Genomic DNA, 20,912 nt, shown 5'->3' with positions numbered 1-20,912 from the left:
AAACACAGCAGTCACACTATGGCAGTATTTAGTTTTCAAAAGCCTGATAAAGTTATCATGATCAACTCGACCGACTTCGAGGGGAAATTCGAATTTCGTCCCTTGGAGCCTGGTTATGGTTTGACCATCGGTAACGCGCTAAGACGTGTACTACTTTCTTCTTTGGAAGGATTCGCAATCACTTCGGTACGTATCGAAGGTGTCGATCACGAGTTCTCTACCATCGCTGGAGTAGTAGAAGACGTTACCGAAATAATCCTGAACCTGAAACAAGTACGGTTCAAAAGGCAGATTGATGAAATAGATAACGAAACGGTGACTATTTCTATCAACGAGTCTGACCAACTGACCGCCGGTGATTTCCAAAAATTCATCAGTGGCTTCCAAGTATTGAACCCAGACTTGGTTATCTGTAACATGGAGAAGAAAGTGAACCTTAACCTCGAAATTACTATCGAAAAAGGTCGCGGATATGTTCCAGCAGAAGAAAACAAGAAGAGCAACGCTCCTTTGGGAACTATTTTTACCGACTCTATCTTCACTCCGATTAAGAATGTGAAGTATAGCATCGAGAACTATCGTGTAGAGCAGAAAACCGACTACGAAAAGCTGGTATTCGAAATTATCTCAGACGGTTCTATTCACCCCAAAGATGCCTTGACGGAAGCCGCCAAGACCTTGATTCACCACTTTATGTTGTTTAGCGACGAACGCATCACGCTTGAAGCTGATGAAATCGCACAAACCGAAACATACGATGAGGAATCATTGCACATGCGTCAGTTGTTGAAGACAAAATTGGTCGATATGGATCTTTCCGTACGTGCCCTAAACTGTCTGAAAGCAGCCGAAGTAGATACCTTGGGCGACTTGGTTTCTTACAACAAAAATGATTTGATGAAATTCCGAAACTTCGGAAAGAAATCATTGACTGAATTAGAAGAATTGGTAAGTGGCAAAGGATTAAACTTTGGTATGGACCTTTCTAAATACAAATTGGATAAAGATTAATAATGCATCATAGTTTGCTCCTCAAAGAGGGTCGAGCAAGATGATGGTTAAACAACAATGTCATGAGACACAGAAAAAAATTCAACCACTTAGGGCGAAAAAAAGGGCACAGAAAAGCAATGCTTGCCAATATGGCGTGCTCCCTTATTGAACACAAGCGAATCAACACTACCGTTGCAAAGGCAAAAGCCCTGAAGCAGTTTGTAGAGCCGATGATTACGAAGTCAAAGGAAGATACCACGCACAACCGTCGTATCGTATTTAGCAAATTGCGTCAGAAAGATGCCGTTACGGAATTGTTCCGCGATGTGGCCGCTAAGGTTGGAGATCGACCAGGAGGCTATACGCGTATCATTAAGTTGGGTCACCGACTTGGAGATGCCGCTGATATGGCGATGATCGAATTGGTCGATTATAACGAACTATACAACGCTGATAAAGCTACCAAAAAGAAAACCCGTCGTAGCCGACGCGGTGGTGGTGGCGGAAGCAGTAAAGCAGCCGCTCCAGCAGCGAAAGCAAACGCCAAAAAAGAGGAAGAATAAGATGAGATTCCTCAAGAATCATATAAAAGGGATAAGCCATTCAGGTTTATCCCTTTTTTTATGACTTATAAGGAACGCTATCGTGAATCAAATGTTTAAAAGTTCTAGAAACGAAAACCATAAACCTTACGCAATTCTATTATTTTTGCAAAACACGCACACGCTATGAAATACCAAAAAAGAAAACCAGCCCTTATTTTGTTAGCCGACGGAACCATTTTCCATGGAAAAGCCGTCGCCGGGAAAGAAGGGTCTGCCTTCGGAGAGGTCTGCTTTAATACGGGTATGACCGGTTATCAAGAAATTTTTACCGATCCTTCCTACTATGGTCAGTTGATGGTTACCACCAATGCCCATATCGGAAACTACGGTGCAAATAACGAAGATGTGGAAAGCGATTCGGTTAAAATTTCGGGTCTTATCTGCCGCAACTTTAGCTACCACCATTCACGGCCCGCAGCCGATGAATCGTTGGAGAGCTTCCTCAATAAAAACAATCTGTTGGCCATCAGCGATGTCGATACACGAGCTTTGGTGAGCTATATTCGCGATAATGGTGCCATGAATGCAGTAATTACTACGGAAATCGACAAGCTGGACGACCTGAAAAAGCAACTGGCCGATGTCCCCGATATGAAAGGTCTGGAGTTGGCCTCAAAGGTTTCGGTGAAAGAACCGTATTTCTACGGAGATGAAAACGCGACCTATAAAATTTCAGCACTTGATATCGGAATTAAAACAAATATTCTGAAGAATCTTGCAAAACGCGACTGTTACGTCAAGGTTTTCCCATACAATGCTACCTATGAAGAACTGGCAGCCTTCAATCCAGATGGATACTTCATTTCAAACGGACCTGGCGATCCAGAGCCATTGGAAGGAGCCATTGCACTGACCAAAAAAGTGATGGAAAAAGGCGATCCACTCTTCGGAATCTGTCTCGGACATCAAGTGTTGGCTTTGGCGAATGGTATTTCAACCTATAAAATGCATCACGGACATAGAGGGATCAACCATCCTATTCTAAATCTGATGACAGGAAAAGGAGAAATCACGTCACAAAACCACGGATTTGCCATCAATCGCGAAGAAGCAGAGGCGAATCCCAATATCGAGATTACACATCTTCACCTAAACGATAAAACAGCCGCTGGAATCAAGGTGAAAGATAAGCCGGTCTTCTCTGTACAATATCACCCAGAAGCAAGTCCAGGGCCACACGACGCATGGTACTTGTTCGACGAATTCATTTCACATATAAAAAACCACAAATTACAAACAGCATGAGTATAATCATTGATATCCACGCCCGTCAAATTTTCGATTCCCGAGGAAACCCGACGGTTGAAGTTGATGTGATCACCGAAAATGGTTTTATAGGTCGCGCAGCCGTTCCCTCAGGAGCGAGTACTGGCGAACATGAAGCCGTGGAATTACGCGATGGTGGCGATGATTATATGGGAAAAGGTGTGCTGAAAGCCGTCGAAAACGTAAATGGAAAGATTGCAGGAACGCTATTGGGCGTTTCCGTATTCGAGCAGGAGCTGATCGACCAAACCATGATTGACCTCGATGGTACGAAGAACAAATCGAAACTTGGAGCTAATGCTATCCTTGGTGTTTCCCTAGCCTGTGCAAAGGCAGCAGCAAACGAATTGGGCCTTCCCTTATATCGCTATGTGGGTGGTGTAAGCGCGAAGACCTTACCTGTTCCTATGATGAACATCATCAACGGTGGTTCGCATAGCGATGCACCGATTGCCTTTCAAGAATTTATGATCATGCCAATAAGTGCCAAGAGTTTTGCACATGCGCTTCAAATGGGCTCTGAGATCTTCCATAACCTTAAAAAGGTTTTACACGACCGTAACCTGAGCACGGCCGTGGGTGATGAAGGTGGTTTTGCTCCGACCTTAGATGGAACCGAAGATGCGTTGGATACTATTGCTGAAGCGACCAAAAAAGCGGGGTATACCTTAGGTGAAGATATTATGATTGCCTTGGATTGTGCTTCGGCAGAATTCTATAAAGACGGAAAATACGATTATACCATTTTTGAAGGCGAGAAAGGGAAGGTTCGTTCTTCTGAAGAACAGGCTTCCTATTTAGCTGAATTATGCGACCAATACCCGATTATTTCAATTGAGGACGGAATGGATGAAAACGATTGGAAGGGCTGGAAAGCCTTAACCGACAAGGTTGGCGATCGTGTTCAGTTGGTAGGCGACGATCTTTTTGTAACGAATGTGGAACGTTTATCGAAAGGTATTTCAGAAAACATAGCGAACTCTATCCTGATAAAGGTGAACCAAATTGGAACCCTTACGGAAACGATAGCGGCAGTAAACATGGCGCATCATGCCGGTTATACATCGGTGATGTCGCATCGTAGCGGTGAAACTGAGGATAATACAATCGCCGATCTGGCGGTAGCCCTTAACTGTGGTCAGATTAAGACCGGTTCAGCGTCACGTAGCGACCGTATGGCAAAGTACAATCAACTACTTCGTATTGAAGAACAATTATGCGATGTAGGGTATTATCCTGGAAGGAACACCTTCAAAATATAAGTTTCAAAAATAATTTTGAGAGCCTCTTTACGAAGAGGCTTTTTTTATGGGGTATGATAAATGTCATTTAAGGATTTTTTAACCCTCTTGAACGCCCGAAAATGTTAAAAAAACGCTCGATATTTTGTATCTTAGCCTTTCGGAATAACAATAAACACTTTTCAACTATATGTCAAAAACAGCTATCCTCGAAATAGATGGTAAAAAATATGAGTTTCCTGTCATAAAGGGAACGGAGAATGAAGAAGCAATAGATATCAAAACCCTTAGAAGCGTTACGGGCGGCGTAACCACCATCGATCCTGGATATAAGAATACAGGATCTTGCGAAAGTGCTATCACATTCCTGAATGGTGAAGAAGGCGTGTTGCGTTATAGAGGGTATGCAATCGAGGATTTGGCAGAGAAAGCCGATTTCCTTGAAGTAGCGTATCTTTTGATTTTTGGCGAACTTCCGTCACAGCAAGAGCTGAATAAATTCCATGAAGACATCAAACAACATTCCCACGTTGATGAGGATGTGAAGAAAATACTGGATGGTTTTCCAAAATCGGCACACCCAATGGGCGTGCTTTCCTCTCTTACCTCGGCTTTGGTTGCCTTCAATCCTTCTTCGGTGAATGTCGATAGCGAAGAAGATATGTACAATGCAATGGTTCGTATTTTAGCGAAATTCCCAGTGCTTACTGCTTGGGCCTATCGCAAACGTACGGGTCAGCCATTAGATTATGGCGATGATAGCTTAGGCTATGTCGATAATTTCTTGAAAATGATGTTCAAGAAACCACATGGCGAGTACAAATCTAATAAGGTAGTGGTTGATGCTCTTGATAAGCTATTGATTTTACATGCCGACCACGAACAAAACTGCTCTACTTCTACGGTACGAATGGTAGGTTCGTCGCATGCTGGTTTGTTCGCTTCCCTTTCAGCCGGTATCAACGCCCTTTGGGGTCCGCTACATGGTGGTGCGAACCAAGCTGTAATTGAAATGCTGGAAAATATTAAGGAAGATGGTGGCGATACGCATAAGTTTATGCAAAAAGCGAAAGATAAGAACGATCCGTTCCGTTTGATGGGCTTTGGTCACCGTGTGTATAAGAATTTTGATCCACGAGCGCGCATCATCAAAAAATCAGCAGACGATGTGCTATCGGCACTTGGGGTTGAAGATCCAGTGCTGAATATCGCCAAAGGCTTAGAGAAAGAAGCGTTAGAGGATTCATACTTCGTAGATCGTAAACTGTATCCGAATGTGGACTTCTATTCTGGAATTATCTATCGTGCGATGGGTATTCCGGTGGAAATGTTTACGGCTATGTTCGCCTTGGGCCGTTTGCCAGGTTGGATTGCGCAATGGCGTGAAATGCGTCTTCGCAAGGAACCTATCGGACGCCCGCGTCAGGTATACATTGGTGAAACACATCGCGAGTTCAAGCCAATCGAGAAACGATAACGATTTTATATAAGTTCATAAAAGCATCCTCCTAATGTGGGGATGCTTTTTTATATTTGCGCCATGATTAAGTTGAATATTCAAGATGAAATCGCTCCCTTAAGGGAAGTGGTGTTGGGAACTGCCAAAAGTAACGGTGGGATTCCTTCATTGGAAGATGCCTACGATCCAAAAAGCAAGGAACACATAAAAGCCGGAACCTATCCTACCGAAGAAGATATGGTGGCCGAAATTGAAGCTGTTGCTGCCGTTTTCGAAAAATATAAGGTGAAGGTATATCGTCCTGATATTATAGAAGATTACAACCAAATCTTTACGCGAGATATCGCTTTCGTAATCGATGACGTATTTATCAAAGCGAATATCTTGGAAGACCGTTCACGCGAGATCGATGCCTTGCATGATGTAATCGATCAAATAGATCCTTCAAAAATCGTGGAATTTCCAGAGGATGCCCATATCGAGGGTGGCGATGTGATGCCTTGGGGCGATTACATTTTTGTTGGGACGTATTATGGTGAAGACTACAAAAGCTTTATCACGGCGCGAACCAATCAAAAAGCAGTAAAACACCTTCAGGAATTGTTTACACATAAAAAAGTGAAGTCGTTTAGCCTACGCAAATCGAATACAAATGCGAAGGAGAATGCGCTTCATTTAGATTGCTGCTTTCAACCTATAGGAAAAGGAAAGTGTATTATTCACAAAGAAGGGTTTTTGGTGGAAGAAGAATATGAATGGCTGGTCGATTTCTTCGGAAAAGAGAACTGCTTTCATATAACACCTGAAGAAATGTACCATATGTTTAGCAATGTGGTATCTATTTCACCGGAAGTAATCATCACCGAACGCAACTTCACCCGACTGAACAATTGGCTTAGGGAACAAGGTTTCACGGTTGAAGAAGTACCCTATGCCGAAATAGCCAAGCAAGAAGGCTTACTTCGCTGTAGTACCATGCCGTTGGTTCGAGACTATTCCTAATCCATTACAAATTTGAAACCTCCTGCTATCAAGAAGTAGGAGAGGCCCGAATCGCGCTTGTATTGGTTGAACTTAAGGTCAATTGATTTTAATCCAAAATTCCACACATGAAAATTGGTGAAGATATCGGTATACGTTATTCCGAAGCCGAACTGATTTGCTGAGAATTCCGATAGGTCATAATCTGAAGTATAGAATTCTTCCGTAGAAAGATGTTCTTCATAGGGAGCAAAATAATCGGCGGCTGTTTGGTTATAGAAGCGATAGGAAGGATATATCGTAAACTTGGTGCCCAACTTGATGGGTACTTCAATACTCGCTGTATGTGACGTAATACCCCAGTCGTCAAAATAATAACGATAATAGGTCCGTACGACAAACATTTCATTGATATAATAATTTAATCGACCACCGATAGCCGTCTTGAAACGGCTGTCTGGTAAACGCTCGATATCGTCTGCTAGCTGAAAGTTTTCAATAAAACTATCGGCCACATCAGCAAAGTACACCCGTTGGAAGGGCGTCGATAGTTGGCCGTTTTGTTGAACCACATCAACTGAAAGGGAGCCCTGCATATTCTTTGAGAGAATCTGCGAAAATCCTACTCCAACCGAATAGGAATTCCGGCCTTTTCCATCTAATTTCGTGAAATTCGGATTGTAGTTTGCATTTCCGGTAATTGTATTTTGGGTGAAAAGGCTATTGTTTAATCCATCGCCCGTTTCAACAAAAGGTCGTAATTCGTAGGGATAAATCAAACTCCATGAATCGATATACACATTGGCCGACAGGCTTACTTCGGTGTTCTTTTCATTAAAAAGCTTTGTATAGCTTCCGCCTACTCCCAGCGAAAAATAATCGTATTCACTGGAAACGGAAATCTTACCGCTCCAAATATCATTTCGGTCGTCAGAATTATGGGTGTAGCTAACTACTCCGTTCGCCCAAAGATCTGATGAAGAAGCGCCCGAGGAAGCCACAAAAGGATCGGCCGGACCTGCGCCATCAAACGGATTGATATTGCTGGAAGAGGCCGATGTATACGCGGAAACCCCAGCGTCTATTTTAAGAATGTCGTCGGCATTTAGCGGAATGGATACCACAATGGTAGGCGTGAAGTCGGTTAATTCCTCATTTCCAATCCCACCACTTACGGCAGCATTATCGCCTTCCTGGGAATAATAACTCGTAAGTATATCCACTTCGGTGGTTTCCAGTACTCTTTTCTTGTAGGTCGTTTTAGTAGAATCTTGACTGAGCGCTCTAGCACCTATAAAAAATACGGCAAGGACTAACCCTTGTTTTAGCTTAGTTACAACCACAACCACCTCCTGTTTTACCACCGTTAGCACCTGCAGCTGCCTCGCGATAGGATTGTGCATTCGTTTCAAAACGCTTAATCTGCTTGTCGCTCAGTGCCATATCAGGGTCGTTAAGGTTTACTTTTTCGTATTCCTTTACCACCGTACAGGAGGTAAAAAACATACACATCATAAAAATGCCAAAAGCTATTTTCATCTTAGTTGGTGTTTAAGGTTATATTCCGTGAGGTATGGATGGCACCCGTATCATCGATAAGGATGCATTCTATGTCGGGGAGTTGGTTAATTCGGTCGATACCGGCCTCAATTCCCATTACAAAGGTTGCTGTTGCCAAGGCATCGGCCAACTCTGCTTTCGGTGCAAAAATGGTGGCACTTACAATTCCCTTTGCTGGGTATCCAGTTCTTGGGTCGATAATATGTGAATAACGCTCTCCATCAATCATCACATATTTTTCATAATTCCCAGAGGTAACAACAGCACTGTCATAAATCGGTAACAGGGCAAAAGCTTTGTTTTTGTCCATCGGATTGGTAATAGCAACTTTCCAATCGTCACCCGATGGCTGTTTTCCCCAAGTATTCATATCGCCAGAGGCGTTAATTATGCCTGCTTTTACACCTCGTTCTTGAAGCAGGGCCTTCGCCTTATCGGCGGCATAGCCTTTTCCAATGGCACCGAAGCCAATTTTCATTCCCGTTTCAGGAAGATAAACGGAAGTTTCCGCTTCATTCAGAACGATTTTTTCAAAGCCAATCCGTTGAACGGAGTTCGTAATCTCTTCTTCACTTGGCATGACAGTCATACTGCCGTCGAATTTCCAAATCTTGTCTACTGAGGCAAAGGTTATGTCGAACGCGCCATCGGTTAGTTTTGAAAGCCCCTGACAGCGGTTGATAAGCGCAAACAATTCTTCCGAAACCATTATAGGTTTCACACCTGCATTTCTGTTTATTTCGGAGGTTTGTGAGTTTGGGTCCCAGGACGAAATCAATTTTTCAATTCTTGAGATTTCAGCCACGGCCATACCGATATAAGCGTTGGCTTGGGTTTCATCTTCCGCGACTACGGTAATCTCGAAACGGCTCCCCATTAACTTCAGGGTGCGTTTATGAATTTCCTGAGCATTCAGGAAAAGGGTAGAAAGGAATACGATGCCGGTGACAAAAAACTGTTTCAAAAGATTCAGTTAATAAAAGACTCTAAGTGTTTGATGTATTCTTCGGGAGTTGACTTTTTATAGCCCGTTTCACCCAAAACTTTTCCATCACTATTCAAAACTACAACAAAGGGGAAAATACCTTGTCGGTTATATTTTTCAGCCAAAGCTTTGTTTTGTGCCTCTTGCGCTGCTGGAAGTGCGTTTTTCTTCCGGCGTGGAAAATCGGCCTGTAGCATCACAAAATGACCTTCAGCATATTGCTTAAAGGTATCGGTGCTCCAAACTTCCCGGTCCAATTTTATGCAAGGAGCACACCAATCGGAACCTTGAAAAACAAGGATTATCGGTTCGTGAAGTTTTGTTGCTTTTTGAAGGGCGGTATCGTAATCGGTTTCCCACACTTGGGCGGTCATGGCAAAACTGCTTATGACCAGCCATACGAATAAAAAATGTTTCAAAATGAAGATTTTAACTATTCTACTAACGATTCTACTATAGCCTTTAGTATAGTAGGGTAAGGTATAAAGAAAATATCCTGCCAAAAAATGACATTTGTCATGTTTCTTAAAAATCTTAATTCGTTGGTAAGCATAGGAAAGAACATTATTTTTGCACTTTAAAATTATAGGCTTTTATGCAACAGATTACAAACACTATTTTGATGGTTCGTCCAGTGGCATTCCGAATGAACGAACAAACCGCTGTCAATAACTATTTTCAAGAGGATTTGGCGTTGGTTAACGAAGAGGTGAATACAAAGGCGCAAGAAGAATTTGATGCGTTTGTAGCGAAACTTCGTAAGGTAGGGGTGAATGTAATCGTTGTAGATGATAAAAAGGAATTGGACACGCCCGATTCCATCTTTCCAAATAACTGGCTAACCACTCACGAGAACGGCGATATTGCGCTTTACCCTTTATTCGCCAAAAATCGCCGAAAGGAACGTCGACCCGACATTTTGGATCGTTTTGAAGAAGAAGGTTTCAAGATCAATAATATCGTTGATTATACCGCTGCAGAGGACGATGGACTCTTTCTGGAAAGTACCGGAAGCCTTATTTTGGACCGTCCAAACGAAAAAGCCTATTGCGCGCTTTCCCCTCGTGCCGACGAGTCGATTTTAATCGAATTCTGTGAGGATTTTGAATTTATGCCCGTCATTTTTACGGCCAATCAAACCGTTGATGGCAAACGCCTTCCCATTTACCATACCAACGTTATGATGTGTATGGCAGAGGAATTCTGCGTGATCTGTCTCGATTCTATCGATGATAAAAAGGAAAAGAAAAACGTCATACACCACCTTCGGGAAGACAATAAGGAAATCATTGCGATTACCGAAGCCCAAATGCATCAGTTTGCAGGTAATATGCTTCAGGTGCGCGGTGCCGACAATAAGAAGTATTTGGTGATGAGTGAAGCGGCGCGTCAGAGTTTGACAGAGGAACAGGTAACCGCTATCGAAAAGCACTGTGAGATCTTGAGCAGCGATTTGGAAACTATCGAAACCTGTGGCGGAGGAAGTGCCCGTTGTATGTTGGCTGAAATATTCCTTCCGAAGAAATAATTCACGTTATCGTTTCGCAATATTGTTGATCATTCCTTCAAAGATGAAGTAGTGAAACGGGAGCATGGCATACCAATACAAACGTCCCCATAAGCCTTTCGGACGAAAGGTAGCAGTTTGGTGAAGCACGTTTTCTTCATCGATACAGAACTCTAACCATGCTTCGCCAGGAAGTTTCATTTCAGCAAAAAGCAACAAGCGTCTTTCTTCACGGTCGGCATAAATAACGCGCCAAAAATCAAGGGCATCGCCTGCATTGATTTTATTAGCGTGTGTACGTCCGCGTCGCAAACCGACGCCGCCCACCATTTGGTCTAAAAACCCACGGATTTTCCACAGCCAGTTTCCGTAGTACCAACCGCGGGAACCCCCAATAGCCCAGACATTATTCAGCACACGATCGGTTTCTTCAATTTTCTTTTTCTTTTTATCCTTTAAACATCCGTATTTCGGCACTTGGATATAGCCTTTTAGATTCGAAAACCGTCCTGCCACCAACGAATCCTTCCAACTGGAAATCACTAAATTCTGTTCAATTTTGATGAATGCCTTTTCGATGGCTTCCATATAGGTAATGGGTTGAATGTCGAGTATTTCCTGAAGCCGATTGTCGCTAGCAACCACCTCATGACGCATGCTATCCACTAAGTTAACAGCCAATTTGTAGGTGGTGGAGGTAACGAAGTAGAGCCAGTATGAAGACAGTCGTGGCGACATGACCGGAACGGAGATAATCCAAAGGCGTAGTTTCCGAACCTTTGCATATTGCTGCAACATCTGTTTGTAGGTCAGTATATCCGGTCCGCCGATATCGAAGGAATCGTTGTAGCACTCTTTCTTCAACAGAACGCCCGAAAGAAAGGAAATGACATCTCGAATAGCGATGGGTTGTATGCGTGTTTTCAACCATTTTGGAGCTATCATTAACGGGAGCTTTTCACATAAATCACGGATAATTTCAAAAGAAGAACTTCCGCTCCCTACCACAATTCCTGCGCGAAGAACCGTCAGTTTAAAGTCACCTTCATATAAAATCTCTTCTACCTTTTTTCTAGAAGCCAAGTGTTTCGAGAGGCTTTCTTCATTTACGATACCGCTGAGGTACACCACCTGTTGCACCGAGGTATTCGACATATAGGTGTTGAAGTTCTCTGCCGATTTCGCCTCCAATTCATCAAAATCCTTGGTAGAAACGCTCATGGAATGAATCAGGTAATACGCCACATCGATATCCGTGGGAAAACCTTCCATGTCGACATCGTTCAGGAAATCGACTTCCACCACCTTTACCCGCTTAGAGGTTTCGGGGTCTAACGGTAATCGATTCTTATCGCGAACACAGCAGTATAGTTCATGTCCTTCTTCCAGCAAGGCGGGGAGCAACCGCATGCCGATATAACCATTCGCGCCTGTAAGGAGTATCTTCACTTTTTTGTTTAAAGATATAGATTAAATAGTAAACAACTTGTTAGGGGCATGTTAACTAGGCAAACGAATGTGTATCTTTACGGATATGAAAATTCTAAAACTATTATTTATCCTGGGCGGCATCGGACTGCTAGGATATGGTGTTTACCAATTTTTCTCGCCTTCGGAAATCGATGCATATGTAACGACGTCGGAAGGGCAGGATGTTGTGGTTCAAAATATTGCTATGATTGTTCTCGGGTTATTAGCAATTGTGGCCGGACTTACGATCCGGTCCCGAAAAAAACGCTAACGGTTTTCGGGTCGGGTAGGAGCGTTTTCAGCCTTTTCCGATACTACCTTCGCCATAAATTTATGAATGGATGTATCTTTATCCTTCGCCTGTACCTTCACAAAATAGTTGTCTCGATAAATCGAATATTGATCCTTCTTTCCTTTATACAGCACCAATTTATAATACGGAATGACTAACGCATAACTTTCCAATAAAGAGCGAAACCCTACAATAATGCCATTTGGTCGCATCTCAATATTGCAGACGTTCCGATTGTTGTCTAATACCATCAAGTTATGAAGTTGAAGGCTCATTTCGGTAATGACCAATCGTGGAGAACCAATGCCACCGAGTTTAATACGTTCTAGCATGGTGAAAGGCTTGCCCACCTCGGCATCGATGCGTTGGGTAATTTTTTTATTGTTGTAGGATACGTTTAGAAGCATATTAAAGGTCTTGACCGAACTTCAGCATATTGCCATCGTCATCTAATACGGCAAATTCCCGGGTGCCCCAGGGTTTGTCTTCTAGCAGACCATTTGGGTGAATAACATCGTTCTCTTTCAATTCTTCATAAAGCGAATCAATATTGTCGACATAAATATAGCAACTGGTATTTTCTGGGTGAATACGGTAGTCGCACTTCCAAAAATGGAGCTCAACGTTATCACGTGCAATTACGGCATAATTGTCATCGACAAAGCCCTGTTTGTTGAAGCCTAATTTTTCTTTGTAGAAAGCAACGGTCTTAAAAATATCTAAGGATGCTAAAACGGGAACACCGCGCTGTAAGTTCATTTTTCTTTTAAAGATAGCGAAAATGAAGGGTTTTCACCTTTAAAAATAGCTGTATCTTTGCGGAAACTCCTAGCCTTGCCAAGGAGTTCTTTTGTATTTATATCGCTGAAACTTTACTAGAAATGTCACAAAACCCATTGGAAAATCAACTCTCGAAAGCCGTTATCGAAGCGGTGGAAAAGGAATATGGCGCAACGCTGGAAACGGTCGAATTTCAAGCCACTCGCAAGGATTTTGAGGGTGACATAACAGTAGTGGTTTTTCCAATGTTACGTACGATAAAAGGAAATCCGGTACAAATCGGGGAAACGATTGGTTCCTATCTGCAACAGCAGGTCGAAATGGTTTCCAAATACAACGTGGTGAAAGGATTTTTAAACCTTGTATTAAGCGATACTTATTATTTGGATTTCTTCGGAAGTGTAAGCGATTTTTCAACCTATGGAGCCGATACTGAAAAGGACGGAGCAGTGATGGTGGAATATTCATCTCCTAACACGAACAAACCGCTTCACTTAGGTCATATCCGAAATATTTTGTTGGGCGATTCGGTCGCTAATATTGTTGAAGCTGCTGGCCAAAAGGTGTATAGAACCCAAATCATCAACGATCGTGGCATCCATATCTGTAAAAGCATGGTGGCCTGGAAGAAGTTTGGTCATGGTGAAACGCCTATCGAAACCGGAAAGAAGGGCGATAAGTTGGTAGGCGATTACTATGTGAAATTCGATAAAGTTTACAAAGAACAGATAGCCGAATTGAAAGCCGAGGGCAAATCGGAAGAAGAAGCAAAAGCGGAAGCACCGATTCTTCAGGAAGCGCAAGAAACCCTACGAAAGTGGGAAGCCGGCGATGCCGATACGGTTGCGCTTTGGGAACAGATGAATGGATGGGTATATGAAGGATTCGATGTCACCTATAAAAATCTGGGCGTCAGTTTCGATAAGCTGTACTACGAAAGTGATACGTATTTGCTCGGTAAAAATATCATCGAGGAAGGACTGAAGAAAGGCGTGTTCTTTAAAAAAGAGGACGGCAGTGTTTGGTGCGACCTTACCGACGAAGGTTTGGATGAAAAGTTGGTGCTGCGAAGTGATGGAACGGCTGTGTATATGACACAGGATCTTGGAACGGCCGTGCAACGAGTGGAAGACCATCCGGATGTTACGGGAATGATCTATACCGTTGGAAACGAACAGGACTATCACTTTAAGGTGTTGTTTTTAATTTTGAAGAAATTGGGCTATTCCTGGGCCGATAACCTGTTTCATCTAAGTTATGGAATGGTCGATTTACCTTCCGGAAAGATGAAGAGTAGGGAAGGGACCGTTGTGGATGCCGACGATTTGGTGGAAGAAATGGAAAAAACCGCGGGATCGATTGCTGAAGAACTCGGAAAAATTGATGACCTGTCGGAAGATGAAAAATCTAGACTCTACCATATGATCGGATTGGGTGCCCTGAAATATTATATTTTGAAAGTCGATCCAAAAAAGCGAATTCTCTTCAACCCTGAAGAGAGTGTCGATTTCCAAGGAAATACCGGTCCGTTTATCCAATACACCTACGCTCGAATTCAATCAATCTTACGCAAAGCGGAAGAAGAGAAAGGAAGCGAAAACGTAGCGGAGAATAGCTCACTCCACGAAAAGGAAAAAGAACTTTTAAAACAATTGCAGCTATTCCCTGAAACGATACAGCAAGCTGCCGAAAACTATAGTCCGGCCTTACTCGCAAACTATACCTACGATTTGGTGAAGGAGTTCAATTCGTTCTACCAAAATGTTTCTATCCTTGGTGCCGATACCGACGCGGAGCGAGAGTTTCGGGTGAAACTCGCAGATGCCGTGGCGAAGGTGATCAAGACCGCTTTCAATTTGCTTGGTATTCAGGTGCCAGACAGAATGTAATCTTAAAAAAGAATCTGTAGCGAAGCGTTGGGCGTCAGTCCGAGCGAGCGTTCCCGAATTTGTGATACCGAAAGCGTACCATCCGTATTCTCAAGGATAGCGTACCGTGTATTTAAAACATTTGTAGTGTTGAAGACATTAAGCACTGCAACATTTGCCTTTCCCTGAATAGTTTCTGAAAAACGCCAGCTGTATTCCGCAGACAGGTCGGCGCGAAAATAAGGATCGAGTCGCTCCGCATTAGGCTCTTGATATTGTATGGAAGGAATGCCGTTTTGCACTACGATACTGTTTTCTTCAAGGGGAATGGTAAAGGGCTTTCCGGTTCGATAACTGATCCCTGCAGAGAAATTCCAGCCTTCATTCGGTTGAAAACTACCGGCTACCGTGGCAGTGTGGCGAACGTCGCGATTGCTGGGAAACTCGGAAGGCGTCAGCGAGGGGAAAGTATAATCGTTGTTCATAAAAAGATAGGTTCCCCAAATACTGTAGTTACGTCCCTTTTTATTTAAGGTGAATTCAGCGCCGCTGGCGGTATAGCTTCCAATGGCTCTGCTAAATTGAAATTGGTTTTGGAATCCTTGATTCGAAGCCGTAATATCTTCCACTTCCTTAAAAAATCCTTCTACGTTCACAAGCCAATTATGTTGCTTGTATTGAAACCCGACCGAGGCTTGCTTGCTTTTTACAATGGGTCGATTGTCCGGATTGGCAAGTGTCCACCGCCTTTTTTCAATCCCTAAAAAGTCACTTTGGAAATCGATACGTTGGGTGGTGGTCTGACTTTTAAACTCTCCCAACGCCAAAATCGAAAATGATTTTGATAGTTTTTGATATAGTTGAAGACGCGGTTCTACCACAACCTCAGAGAATTTTGAAAAATGGTTGGCACGAACGCCAGCCGTAATTTCGGTGTTTCCATTTTCTGAAAAGTAGGTGAGTGCGGTATGACCGACGTGGGTTCGCATCACTTCTTTGGTACGGTTTCGAAAACGGGGAAGGTTCACATCCTGAATGTTCGTGATACCGGTTTCGTAAAAATGGTAGCCCGTTTCGAGTTTGAAAAGCTCGTTTAATTGCCAATAGGTATCCGCTTTTATCCCAGTTTCCAAGACTTCATTATCCTGAATTTGTTCTTGTGTGGTGAAAATGTCGCGGTTTAAGGCATCCAATAGGTAGTAGGTTCCGTAGGCTTGTGCTTTGGTTGAAAAGGTTTCAGACCAATCGCGTTGCCAAGATAGTCCGCCCACCAAGCTACGTTGTTCCAAGCGACTGTTTTCCGAGGTGTTCGAATTATCGATGGTTTCAGTGATATCCAAACGGTTATTGGCCGTCCAGAAGTTTAGTCGGATGTTATCCTTATCCGAAGGGTCGTACAGCCACTTCGCACTTACATCGTAGAACGAAAAATCTTCATCGGTAGAGAGGGAAGTGTTCGTTTCGGTTTCATCCAACCCCGTAATTTCAGTATCCTGAAAAATACGTTGGGTATAGCTGGAATAGACAGGCGTTTCAAATAAAGGATTTACCGCATGACGAACGGAAAATTGAAAGCTGTTGTTATCGGAAATAGGGACGTCTACATACCCATTTGCAGCGATGAGGTTAAGTCCGAATCCGCCTGAAAACTTTTTTGAAACCGTATTTTTCGATCGCATATCGATCACCGAGGACACCCCTTCGCCATAATGCGCCGGACTTCCATTTTTATAGAGCACGACCTGTTTGGTAAGAGCTGGATTGAAGGCAGAAATAAGCCCAAAAAAATGACCGCTTTGGTACATTTTGATACCATCCCAAAGCAAAAGGTTTTCATCGTTGGAACCGCCGCGAATATTGATGTTCGAAATGGTTTCATCGATACTTTCAACGCCTGGAAGCGCTTGCGCAATCTGGAGCACATCATTCTCGACCTGGCCGGGAAGCAAGCCAAAATGTTCGGTATTAATGATAATGCCTCCATTGCTACTTATATTTAGGCCATTTACAAAAACCGGCGACAAAACCACGGCATCTAATGGTTCTAGTGAAGGCGATAAATATAAGTTTGGACAGGAAGTGTTCAGTTTGGCTGTGGAAATGGCGAGCGGCTGGTATCCTAAAAATTGAATGGTGAGTTCCGTTTCATCACCTACTGCTAGGGTGAAAACACCATTTTTATCAGAAACGGCATACGAATCCTTGGCCTGTATGGTGGCTCCAGTTAAGGGTTGTCCCGTCGATGCGTCCAACAAGGTGCCGCAGAAGGAAGCGTCGGTTACCGTAATTGAGATGTATCGTTCGCTAACTTCCGTAAACTGCAATCCAGTTTTTTCAGCTAAATAATGTAGGGTTTCCTCAAGTGAAAGCGATTTGCTCGGCGGTTCGATAGTGTAATCCTTTGCGATTTCATAAGAATACGAAAAGCGAACTTCAAAACGCGTCTCTAAGGTTGATAGGAGCGATGCAAGGGGGACCTCCTTGGTATTCTGACCGTAAGCTGAAGTGCCAAATAAAGTCAACAATCCCAACCAAAAAAGTAAGCACTTTCGGAGGCTATTCTGCATAAATATGTACTTCCTTATCGTTTAGGTCATAGGTTAATTGAAGCGGAGTAACAATAGTTAATAATGCTAATTCCAGGTTGTCGTGTGGAAAACTAACATTGAGCTTTTTGGTTAATAAAGCCTTGTCTGCAGACACTGAAATGTCGTATTGGCGTTGTAATTCCGCTAGAACGATACCAAGGGTAGCATTTTTAAAGGTACTCTCTAAAATCATCCAACTTGGCACCTCGCCGGCAACACTGTTTTCAGAAAGCAGGGCGTCTTTCACAAAACGTATTTCTTGGTTTGGTGAAAGCGTGGTTTTATAAGAACCGACCGTTACGGCTACAGAACCTTCGTAACACTGTACCGTAAACAAACTGTCGCGGCTAAACACATTGAACTCCGTTCCCAAAACTTCAACGGTACCACGAGGGGTATCAACGGTGAACGTACTTCCTTTTTCAACATCAAAGAAAGCTTCCCCATTCAATTGAAGCGTCCGGTTTTCCGACCAGGATTTCGTATTATATCGAAGTTCGGAAGCAGCATTCAATACTACTTCAGAACCGTCTGGTAATGCAATTGTCTCCCGTTGGGCAATATCGGTGGAAAAGGTTTCACCTTGATTCGAAATATAAAAGTAACCCGCTACCAAGGCAACGAATGCCGCCGCAATTGCTATCCATATCGTTCTATTGGAAGTCTTTTCTTTTGAATTTGGCAACTGTTTGACCGATTGTGCTTCTCGGGCCGCTGTAATTTTTTCATACACCGCTTCTCGATGAAAGTCGGGTGTTTCAAAACCAGCGGAAACCTCAGCAATCCTAACGTATTCGCTATACTCAGGGTCTGCTTTCAGTTGGGCCACCTCCTCGGCGGAAGCTTCTCCATTCAGATATTTATGTAATAATGTCTCGTTGTCCATGAATCTGGTATTTCAATAGTGAAACAAGTTTTTCAGAAAAAACCCTACCGTTACTTTCAAAATTTAAATATCGCCGATTTCCTTTCGGATAACGGCCAATGCCTGGCTCATTCGTTTTTCGACTGCTTTTACTGATATATCAAGCATTTCTGCTATTTCCGCATATTTTTTCCCTTCAATACGATTCAACAAAAAAGCAGTGCGTTGCGCTTCGGTTAGGCTTTCAATTACTTGCTGTACCTTTTTGTGGTACTGTTTTTCTTCCAATAGAAATTCAGGCGATTGGTTTTCCACTTTGGTAGGTTGGAGCTTGGCATGCTTCAACACAACTTTTTGATGGGCCACTTCATTGTAAAAAGCATTTCGCGTTACCGTATATAAAAACGATTTCGCTTTGGAAGGCATAACTTTTTTGCAATTCTGCCATAACTTTATAAAAGCATCCTGTACCAAATCGGATGCTTGGGCTTCATCGCCACATTTAAAATAAATAAATCGATAGACCGATTCGCTATGTTCGTTATATATTTGGGAAAACATTCCCTCGTTACAAACGTTTTCGTGCTCTTGCATAAGAAAATGATTGAGGTCAAATATATTTAAAAAAAAGTTTGAAAAAAGGGTAGGGTATTTTGAAGTCTTACTGTTTTACCAATAAACATCCCCATTTAGCGTATGAAAAAAATCTACAACATTTCATTTCTTTGGACCATGGTATTGTTGGTCTTTCTAGCGCTTTTTAGTTGCCAGCGCGAGGAACAAGAAATCATCGATGAAACCGATGAAGAGGATACTATTACAGCAAATTCGGTACTCACAAATTTGTTAGTACAAAATGCGGCTGCAGAAAATGGTCAAGACAATAGTATAGATGGCAATAGCTGTACCTCTATTGTATACCCTATTACAGTTATAGTAAATGGAACAGAGGTAACGCTTACTTCCGAAAACGATTTCCCTATCGTTGGCAATATCCTCAACCAGTCTAGCACGAATACCGATACGGTTGAGATTATCTTTCCTATTACCCTACAATTTTCCGATTATAGTACCATTACGGTTTCAAATCAATCGGAACTGTTGAATATAATTGACGATTGTGCCGATTTCCCACAGGATTTACTGTGTCTGGATTTTGTCTATCCCATCACCTTCTTTGTGTATGACGCGAACCTAGAAGAAACCACCGATGTTAGTATTACCTCCGATATCGAACTGTATCAGTTTCTTTCCAATCTGGATGAGGATTTGGTACTGAGTATCTCCTTTCCCTTAGAAATTGTATTACAAGATGGGGGTGCCCAAACCGTGAATTCCAATACAGAACTTACCTCCCTGCTTCAAAGTTGTGTTGATAATTTACCTGTACCTTCAGAAATTGTTCAGACTATTTCAACTGGAGTTTGGTATGTAAACTATTATTTCGATGATTTTGAAGATACAGAGACCTATCAGGAATATCAATTTTCTTTCGCTACAGATAGTACAGCACATGCCTATATCGGAAACAGCTTTATTATAGGTAGTTGGGAATATAGTATTAGTCCAACTCCGGAGTGCGAATTGAATTTTGGTAGCGATGATCCGTTGAATGAGTTCAATGAAGATTGGAACGTACTTCAGGTGAATGATCAAGTGATTTCACTACAGGATGAGAGTAGCGATGATAGCATCGATAGTCTTGTTTTTGGTCGTGAACCTTCGGAAGGAAACAATGCAACCCTGAATGAGTTTATACAAAACCTAACGACCGATATTTGGTTTGTAACCTTATTTGAAGAGGACGGCGACGATGAGACGTCTAACTACAATGGCTATGAATTTACATTTGAGACCGACAATTCTGCCCTAGCCGATAATGGCGTAAATCAAATTCAAGGTAGCTGGACAGTGGTGCCTCAAGGTGACGATTTTATCGTAGAATTCGATTTTGATAGCTCTGGAAGCGGAAATCCGTTGGGCGATCTCGACGATTATTGGTTAGTATTGAACAGTTCTATGGAGATTATCGAATTTGCTGAAGCTGGTTCCGGTAGTCCAGACACCTTCCTGACCTTGGAACGTGAGCCTAACAACTCAACTCCAGATCCTCAGGAACTCAGGAATATTCTTGAAACTGGAACTTGGTATGTCGACACGTTTTTGGATGCGGGTGAAAATGAGACAGCCGTTTTCTATGGATTTAATTTTACTTTCAATAGCAATGGAACGGTAACTGCAATCGGTACTTCGGAAACCGTAAATGGAATTTGGTCTGTATCTGTTTTAGGCGATATTCTTGTCTTTGAACTTGATATGGACAGTCCGATAAACGATGCTGACGACGACGATTATGAGACGTTAAGCTTTTCAGCGACAGAAGTTACATTTGTTATTCGCGATAGCAGCAACAATATTGAAGACACCCTAATTTTTAAACAAAACTAAACAC

Annotated in this window: 20 protein-coding genes; 10 read left to right on the top strand and 10 right to left on the bottom strand. The window is 42.6% G+C overall.

Annotated elements, in window-relative coordinates:
- Positions 1 to 18: 18 nt before the first annotated feature.
- From I4Q58_RS03375 to I4Q58_RS03350, 6 genes are all read left to right on the top strand, one after another.
- A complete protein-coding gene (locus I4Q58_RS03375) occupies positions 19 to 1,011 on the top strand; it encodes a DNA-directed RNA polymerase subunit alpha (protein WP_203293698.1) in 993 nt (330 codons plus the stop codon).
- 62 nt (positions 1,012 to 1,073) lie between these two features.
- Positions 1,074 to 1,556, top strand: coding sequence for a 50S ribosomal protein L17 (gene rplQ, locus I4Q58_RS03370; protein WP_203293696.1), 483 nt, complete (start codon positions 1,074 to 1,076; stop codon positions 1,554 to 1,556).
- A gap of 165 nt (positions 1,557 to 1,721) precedes the next feature.
- Positions 1,722 to 2,843, top strand: coding sequence for a glutamine-hydrolyzing carbamoyl-phosphate synthase small subunit (gene carA / locus I4Q58_RS03365; protein WP_203293694.1), 1,122 nt, complete (start codon positions 1,722 to 1,724; stop codon positions 2,841 to 2,843).
- Positions 2,840 to 4,126 (top strand): phosphopyruvate hydratase, encoded by a 1,287-nt coding sequence (gene eno, locus I4Q58_RS03360; RefSeq protein ID WP_203293692.1) that lies wholly within the window; start codon positions 2,840 to 2,842, stop codon positions 4,124 to 4,126. Before carA ends, eno begins: the two co-directional genes overlap by 4 nt.
- Before the next feature lie 169 nt (positions 4,127 to 4,295).
- Positions 4,296 to 5,582, top strand: coding sequence for a citrate synthase (locus I4Q58_RS03355; RefSeq protein ID WP_203293690.1), 1,287 nt, complete (start codon positions 4,296 to 4,298; stop codon positions 5,580 to 5,582).
- Positions 5,583 to 5,645: 63 nt separating this feature from the next.
- Positions 5,646 to 6,566, top strand: a complete 921-nt coding sequence (locus tag I4Q58_RS03350) for a dimethylarginine dimethylaminohydrolase family protein (protein ID WP_203293688.1) — start codon at positions 5,646 to 5,648, stop codon at positions 6,564 to 6,566.
- On the opposite strand, the gene I4Q58_RS03345 is transcribed toward I4Q58_RS03350, so the two are convergent.
- From I4Q58_RS03345 to I4Q58_RS03330, 4 genes are read right to left on the bottom strand one after another with little or no spacing between them, the layout of a single operon-like run.
- A complete protein-coding gene (locus tag I4Q58_RS03345; protein ID WP_394369319.1) occupies positions 6,563 to 7,888 on the bottom strand; it encodes a DUF3570 domain-containing protein in 1,326 nt (441 codons plus the stop codon). The two genes, I4Q58_RS03350 and I4Q58_RS03345, sit on opposite strands and share 4 nt — an antisense overlap.
- Positions 7,875 to 8,084, bottom strand: a complete 210-nt coding sequence (locus tag I4Q58_RS03340) for a DUF4266 domain-containing protein (RefSeq protein WP_203293684.1) — start codon at positions 8,082 to 8,084, stop codon at positions 7,875 to 7,877. Before I4Q58_RS03340 ends, I4Q58_RS03345 begins: the two co-directional genes overlap by 14 nt.
- A 1-nt stretch (position 8,085) precedes the next feature.
- On the bottom strand, positions 8,086 to 9,069 hold the full coding sequence (locus tag I4Q58_RS03335; protein ID WP_236002811.1) for an FAD:protein FMN transferase: 984 nt from the start codon (positions 9,067 to 9,069) through the stop codon (positions 8,086 to 8,088).
- Positions 9,070 to 9,074: 5 nt separating this feature from the next.
- On the bottom strand, positions 9,075 to 9,509 hold the full coding sequence (locus I4Q58_RS03330) for a thioredoxin family protein (RefSeq protein WP_236002810.1): 435 nt from the start codon (positions 9,507 to 9,509) through the stop codon (positions 9,075 to 9,077).
- Between the two features lie 176 nt (positions 9,510 to 9,685).
- Here I4Q58_RS03330 and ctlX point away from each other — a divergent pair, with 176 nt between their 5' ends.
- Complete coding sequence (gene ctlX, locus I4Q58_RS03325) at positions 9,686 to 10,618, top strand: citrulline utilization hydrolase CtlX (protein ID WP_203293682.1); 933 nt, start codon at positions 9,686 to 9,688, stop codon at positions 10,616 to 10,618.
- A 6-nt stretch (positions 10,619 to 10,624) separates the two neighbouring features.
- On the opposite strand, the gene I4Q58_RS03320 is transcribed toward ctlX, so the two are convergent.
- Positions 10,625 to 12,046 carry an SDR family oxidoreductase gene (locus I4Q58_RS03320; RefSeq protein WP_203293680.1) on the bottom strand — a complete coding sequence of 474 codons (1,422 nt, stop codon included), beginning with the start codon at positions 12,044 to 12,046 and terminating at the stop codon, positions 10,625 to 10,627.
- An 85-nt stretch (positions 12,047 to 12,131) separates the two neighbouring features.
- Between I4Q58_RS03320 and I4Q58_RS03315 the strand changes: the two genes are divergently transcribed.
- Entirely contained in the window at positions 12,132 to 12,338 is a 207-nt protein-coding gene (locus I4Q58_RS03315) for a hypothetical protein (protein WP_203293678.1), read from the top strand.
- Here I4Q58_RS03315 and I4Q58_RS03310 read toward each other — a convergent pair.
- Both I4Q58_RS03310 and I4Q58_RS03305 read right to left on the bottom strand, forming a co-directional pair.
- Entirely contained in the window at positions 12,335 to 12,766 is a 432-nt protein-coding gene (locus tag I4Q58_RS03310) for a hypothetical protein (protein WP_203293676.1), read from the bottom strand. The genes I4Q58_RS03315 and I4Q58_RS03310 overlap by 4 nt on opposite strands.
- A 1-nt stretch (position 12,767) precedes the next feature.
- Complete coding sequence (locus I4Q58_RS03305; protein WP_203293674.1) at positions 12,768 to 13,118, bottom strand: bleomycin resistance protein; 351 nt, start codon at positions 13,116 to 13,118, stop codon at positions 12,768 to 12,770.
- A 122-nt stretch (positions 13,119 to 13,240) separates the two neighbouring features.
- On the opposite strand from I4Q58_RS03305, the gene argS reads away from it, so the two are divergent.
- The gene (gene argS / locus I4Q58_RS03300) at positions 13,241 to 15,028 is read left to right on the top strand and encodes an arginine--tRNA ligase (RefSeq protein ID WP_203293672.1); all 1,788 of its coding nucleotides are present in this window, start codon (positions 13,241 to 13,243) and stop codon (positions 15,026 to 15,028) included.
- A 2-nt stretch (positions 15,029 to 15,030) separates the two neighbouring features.
- On the opposite strand, the gene I4Q58_RS03295 is transcribed toward argS, so the two are convergent.
- The 3 genes from I4Q58_RS03295 to I4Q58_RS03285 form a co-directional block, all read right to left on the bottom strand.
- Positions 15,031 to 17,574, bottom strand: a complete 2,544-nt coding sequence (locus I4Q58_RS03295; RefSeq protein ID WP_203293670.1) for a TonB-dependent receptor plug domain-containing protein — start codon at positions 17,572 to 17,574, stop codon at positions 15,031 to 15,033.
- Positions 17,564 to 18,481, bottom strand: a complete 918-nt coding sequence (locus tag I4Q58_RS03290) for a FecR domain-containing protein (protein WP_203293668.1) — start codon at positions 18,479 to 18,481, stop codon at positions 17,564 to 17,566. The genes I4Q58_RS03295 and I4Q58_RS03290 overlap by 11 nt, the downstream gene beginning before the upstream one ends.
- A gap of 63 nt (positions 18,482 to 18,544) precedes the next feature.
- Positions 18,545 to 19,054 carry an RNA polymerase sigma factor gene (locus tag I4Q58_RS03285; protein WP_203293666.1) on the bottom strand — a complete coding sequence of 170 codons (510 nt, stop codon included), beginning with the start codon at positions 19,052 to 19,054 and terminating at the stop codon, positions 18,545 to 18,547.
- A gap of 102 nt (positions 19,055 to 19,156) precedes the next feature.
- On the opposite strand from I4Q58_RS03285, the gene I4Q58_RS03280 reads away from it, so the two are divergent.
- Complete coding sequence (locus I4Q58_RS03280) at positions 19,157 to 20,908, top strand: hypothetical protein (protein WP_203293664.1); 1,752 nt, start codon at positions 19,157 to 19,159, stop codon at positions 20,906 to 20,908.
- The last annotated feature ends 4 nt before the right edge of the window (positions 20,909 to 20,912 follow it).

The organism is Luteirhabdus pelagi, from assembly GCF_016827595.1.
GTDB lineage: Bacteria > Bacteroidota > Bacteroidia > Flavobacteriales > Flavobacteriaceae > Luteirhabdus > Luteirhabdus pelagi.
This window is presented reverse-complemented; position numbering and strand designations above follow the sequence as displayed.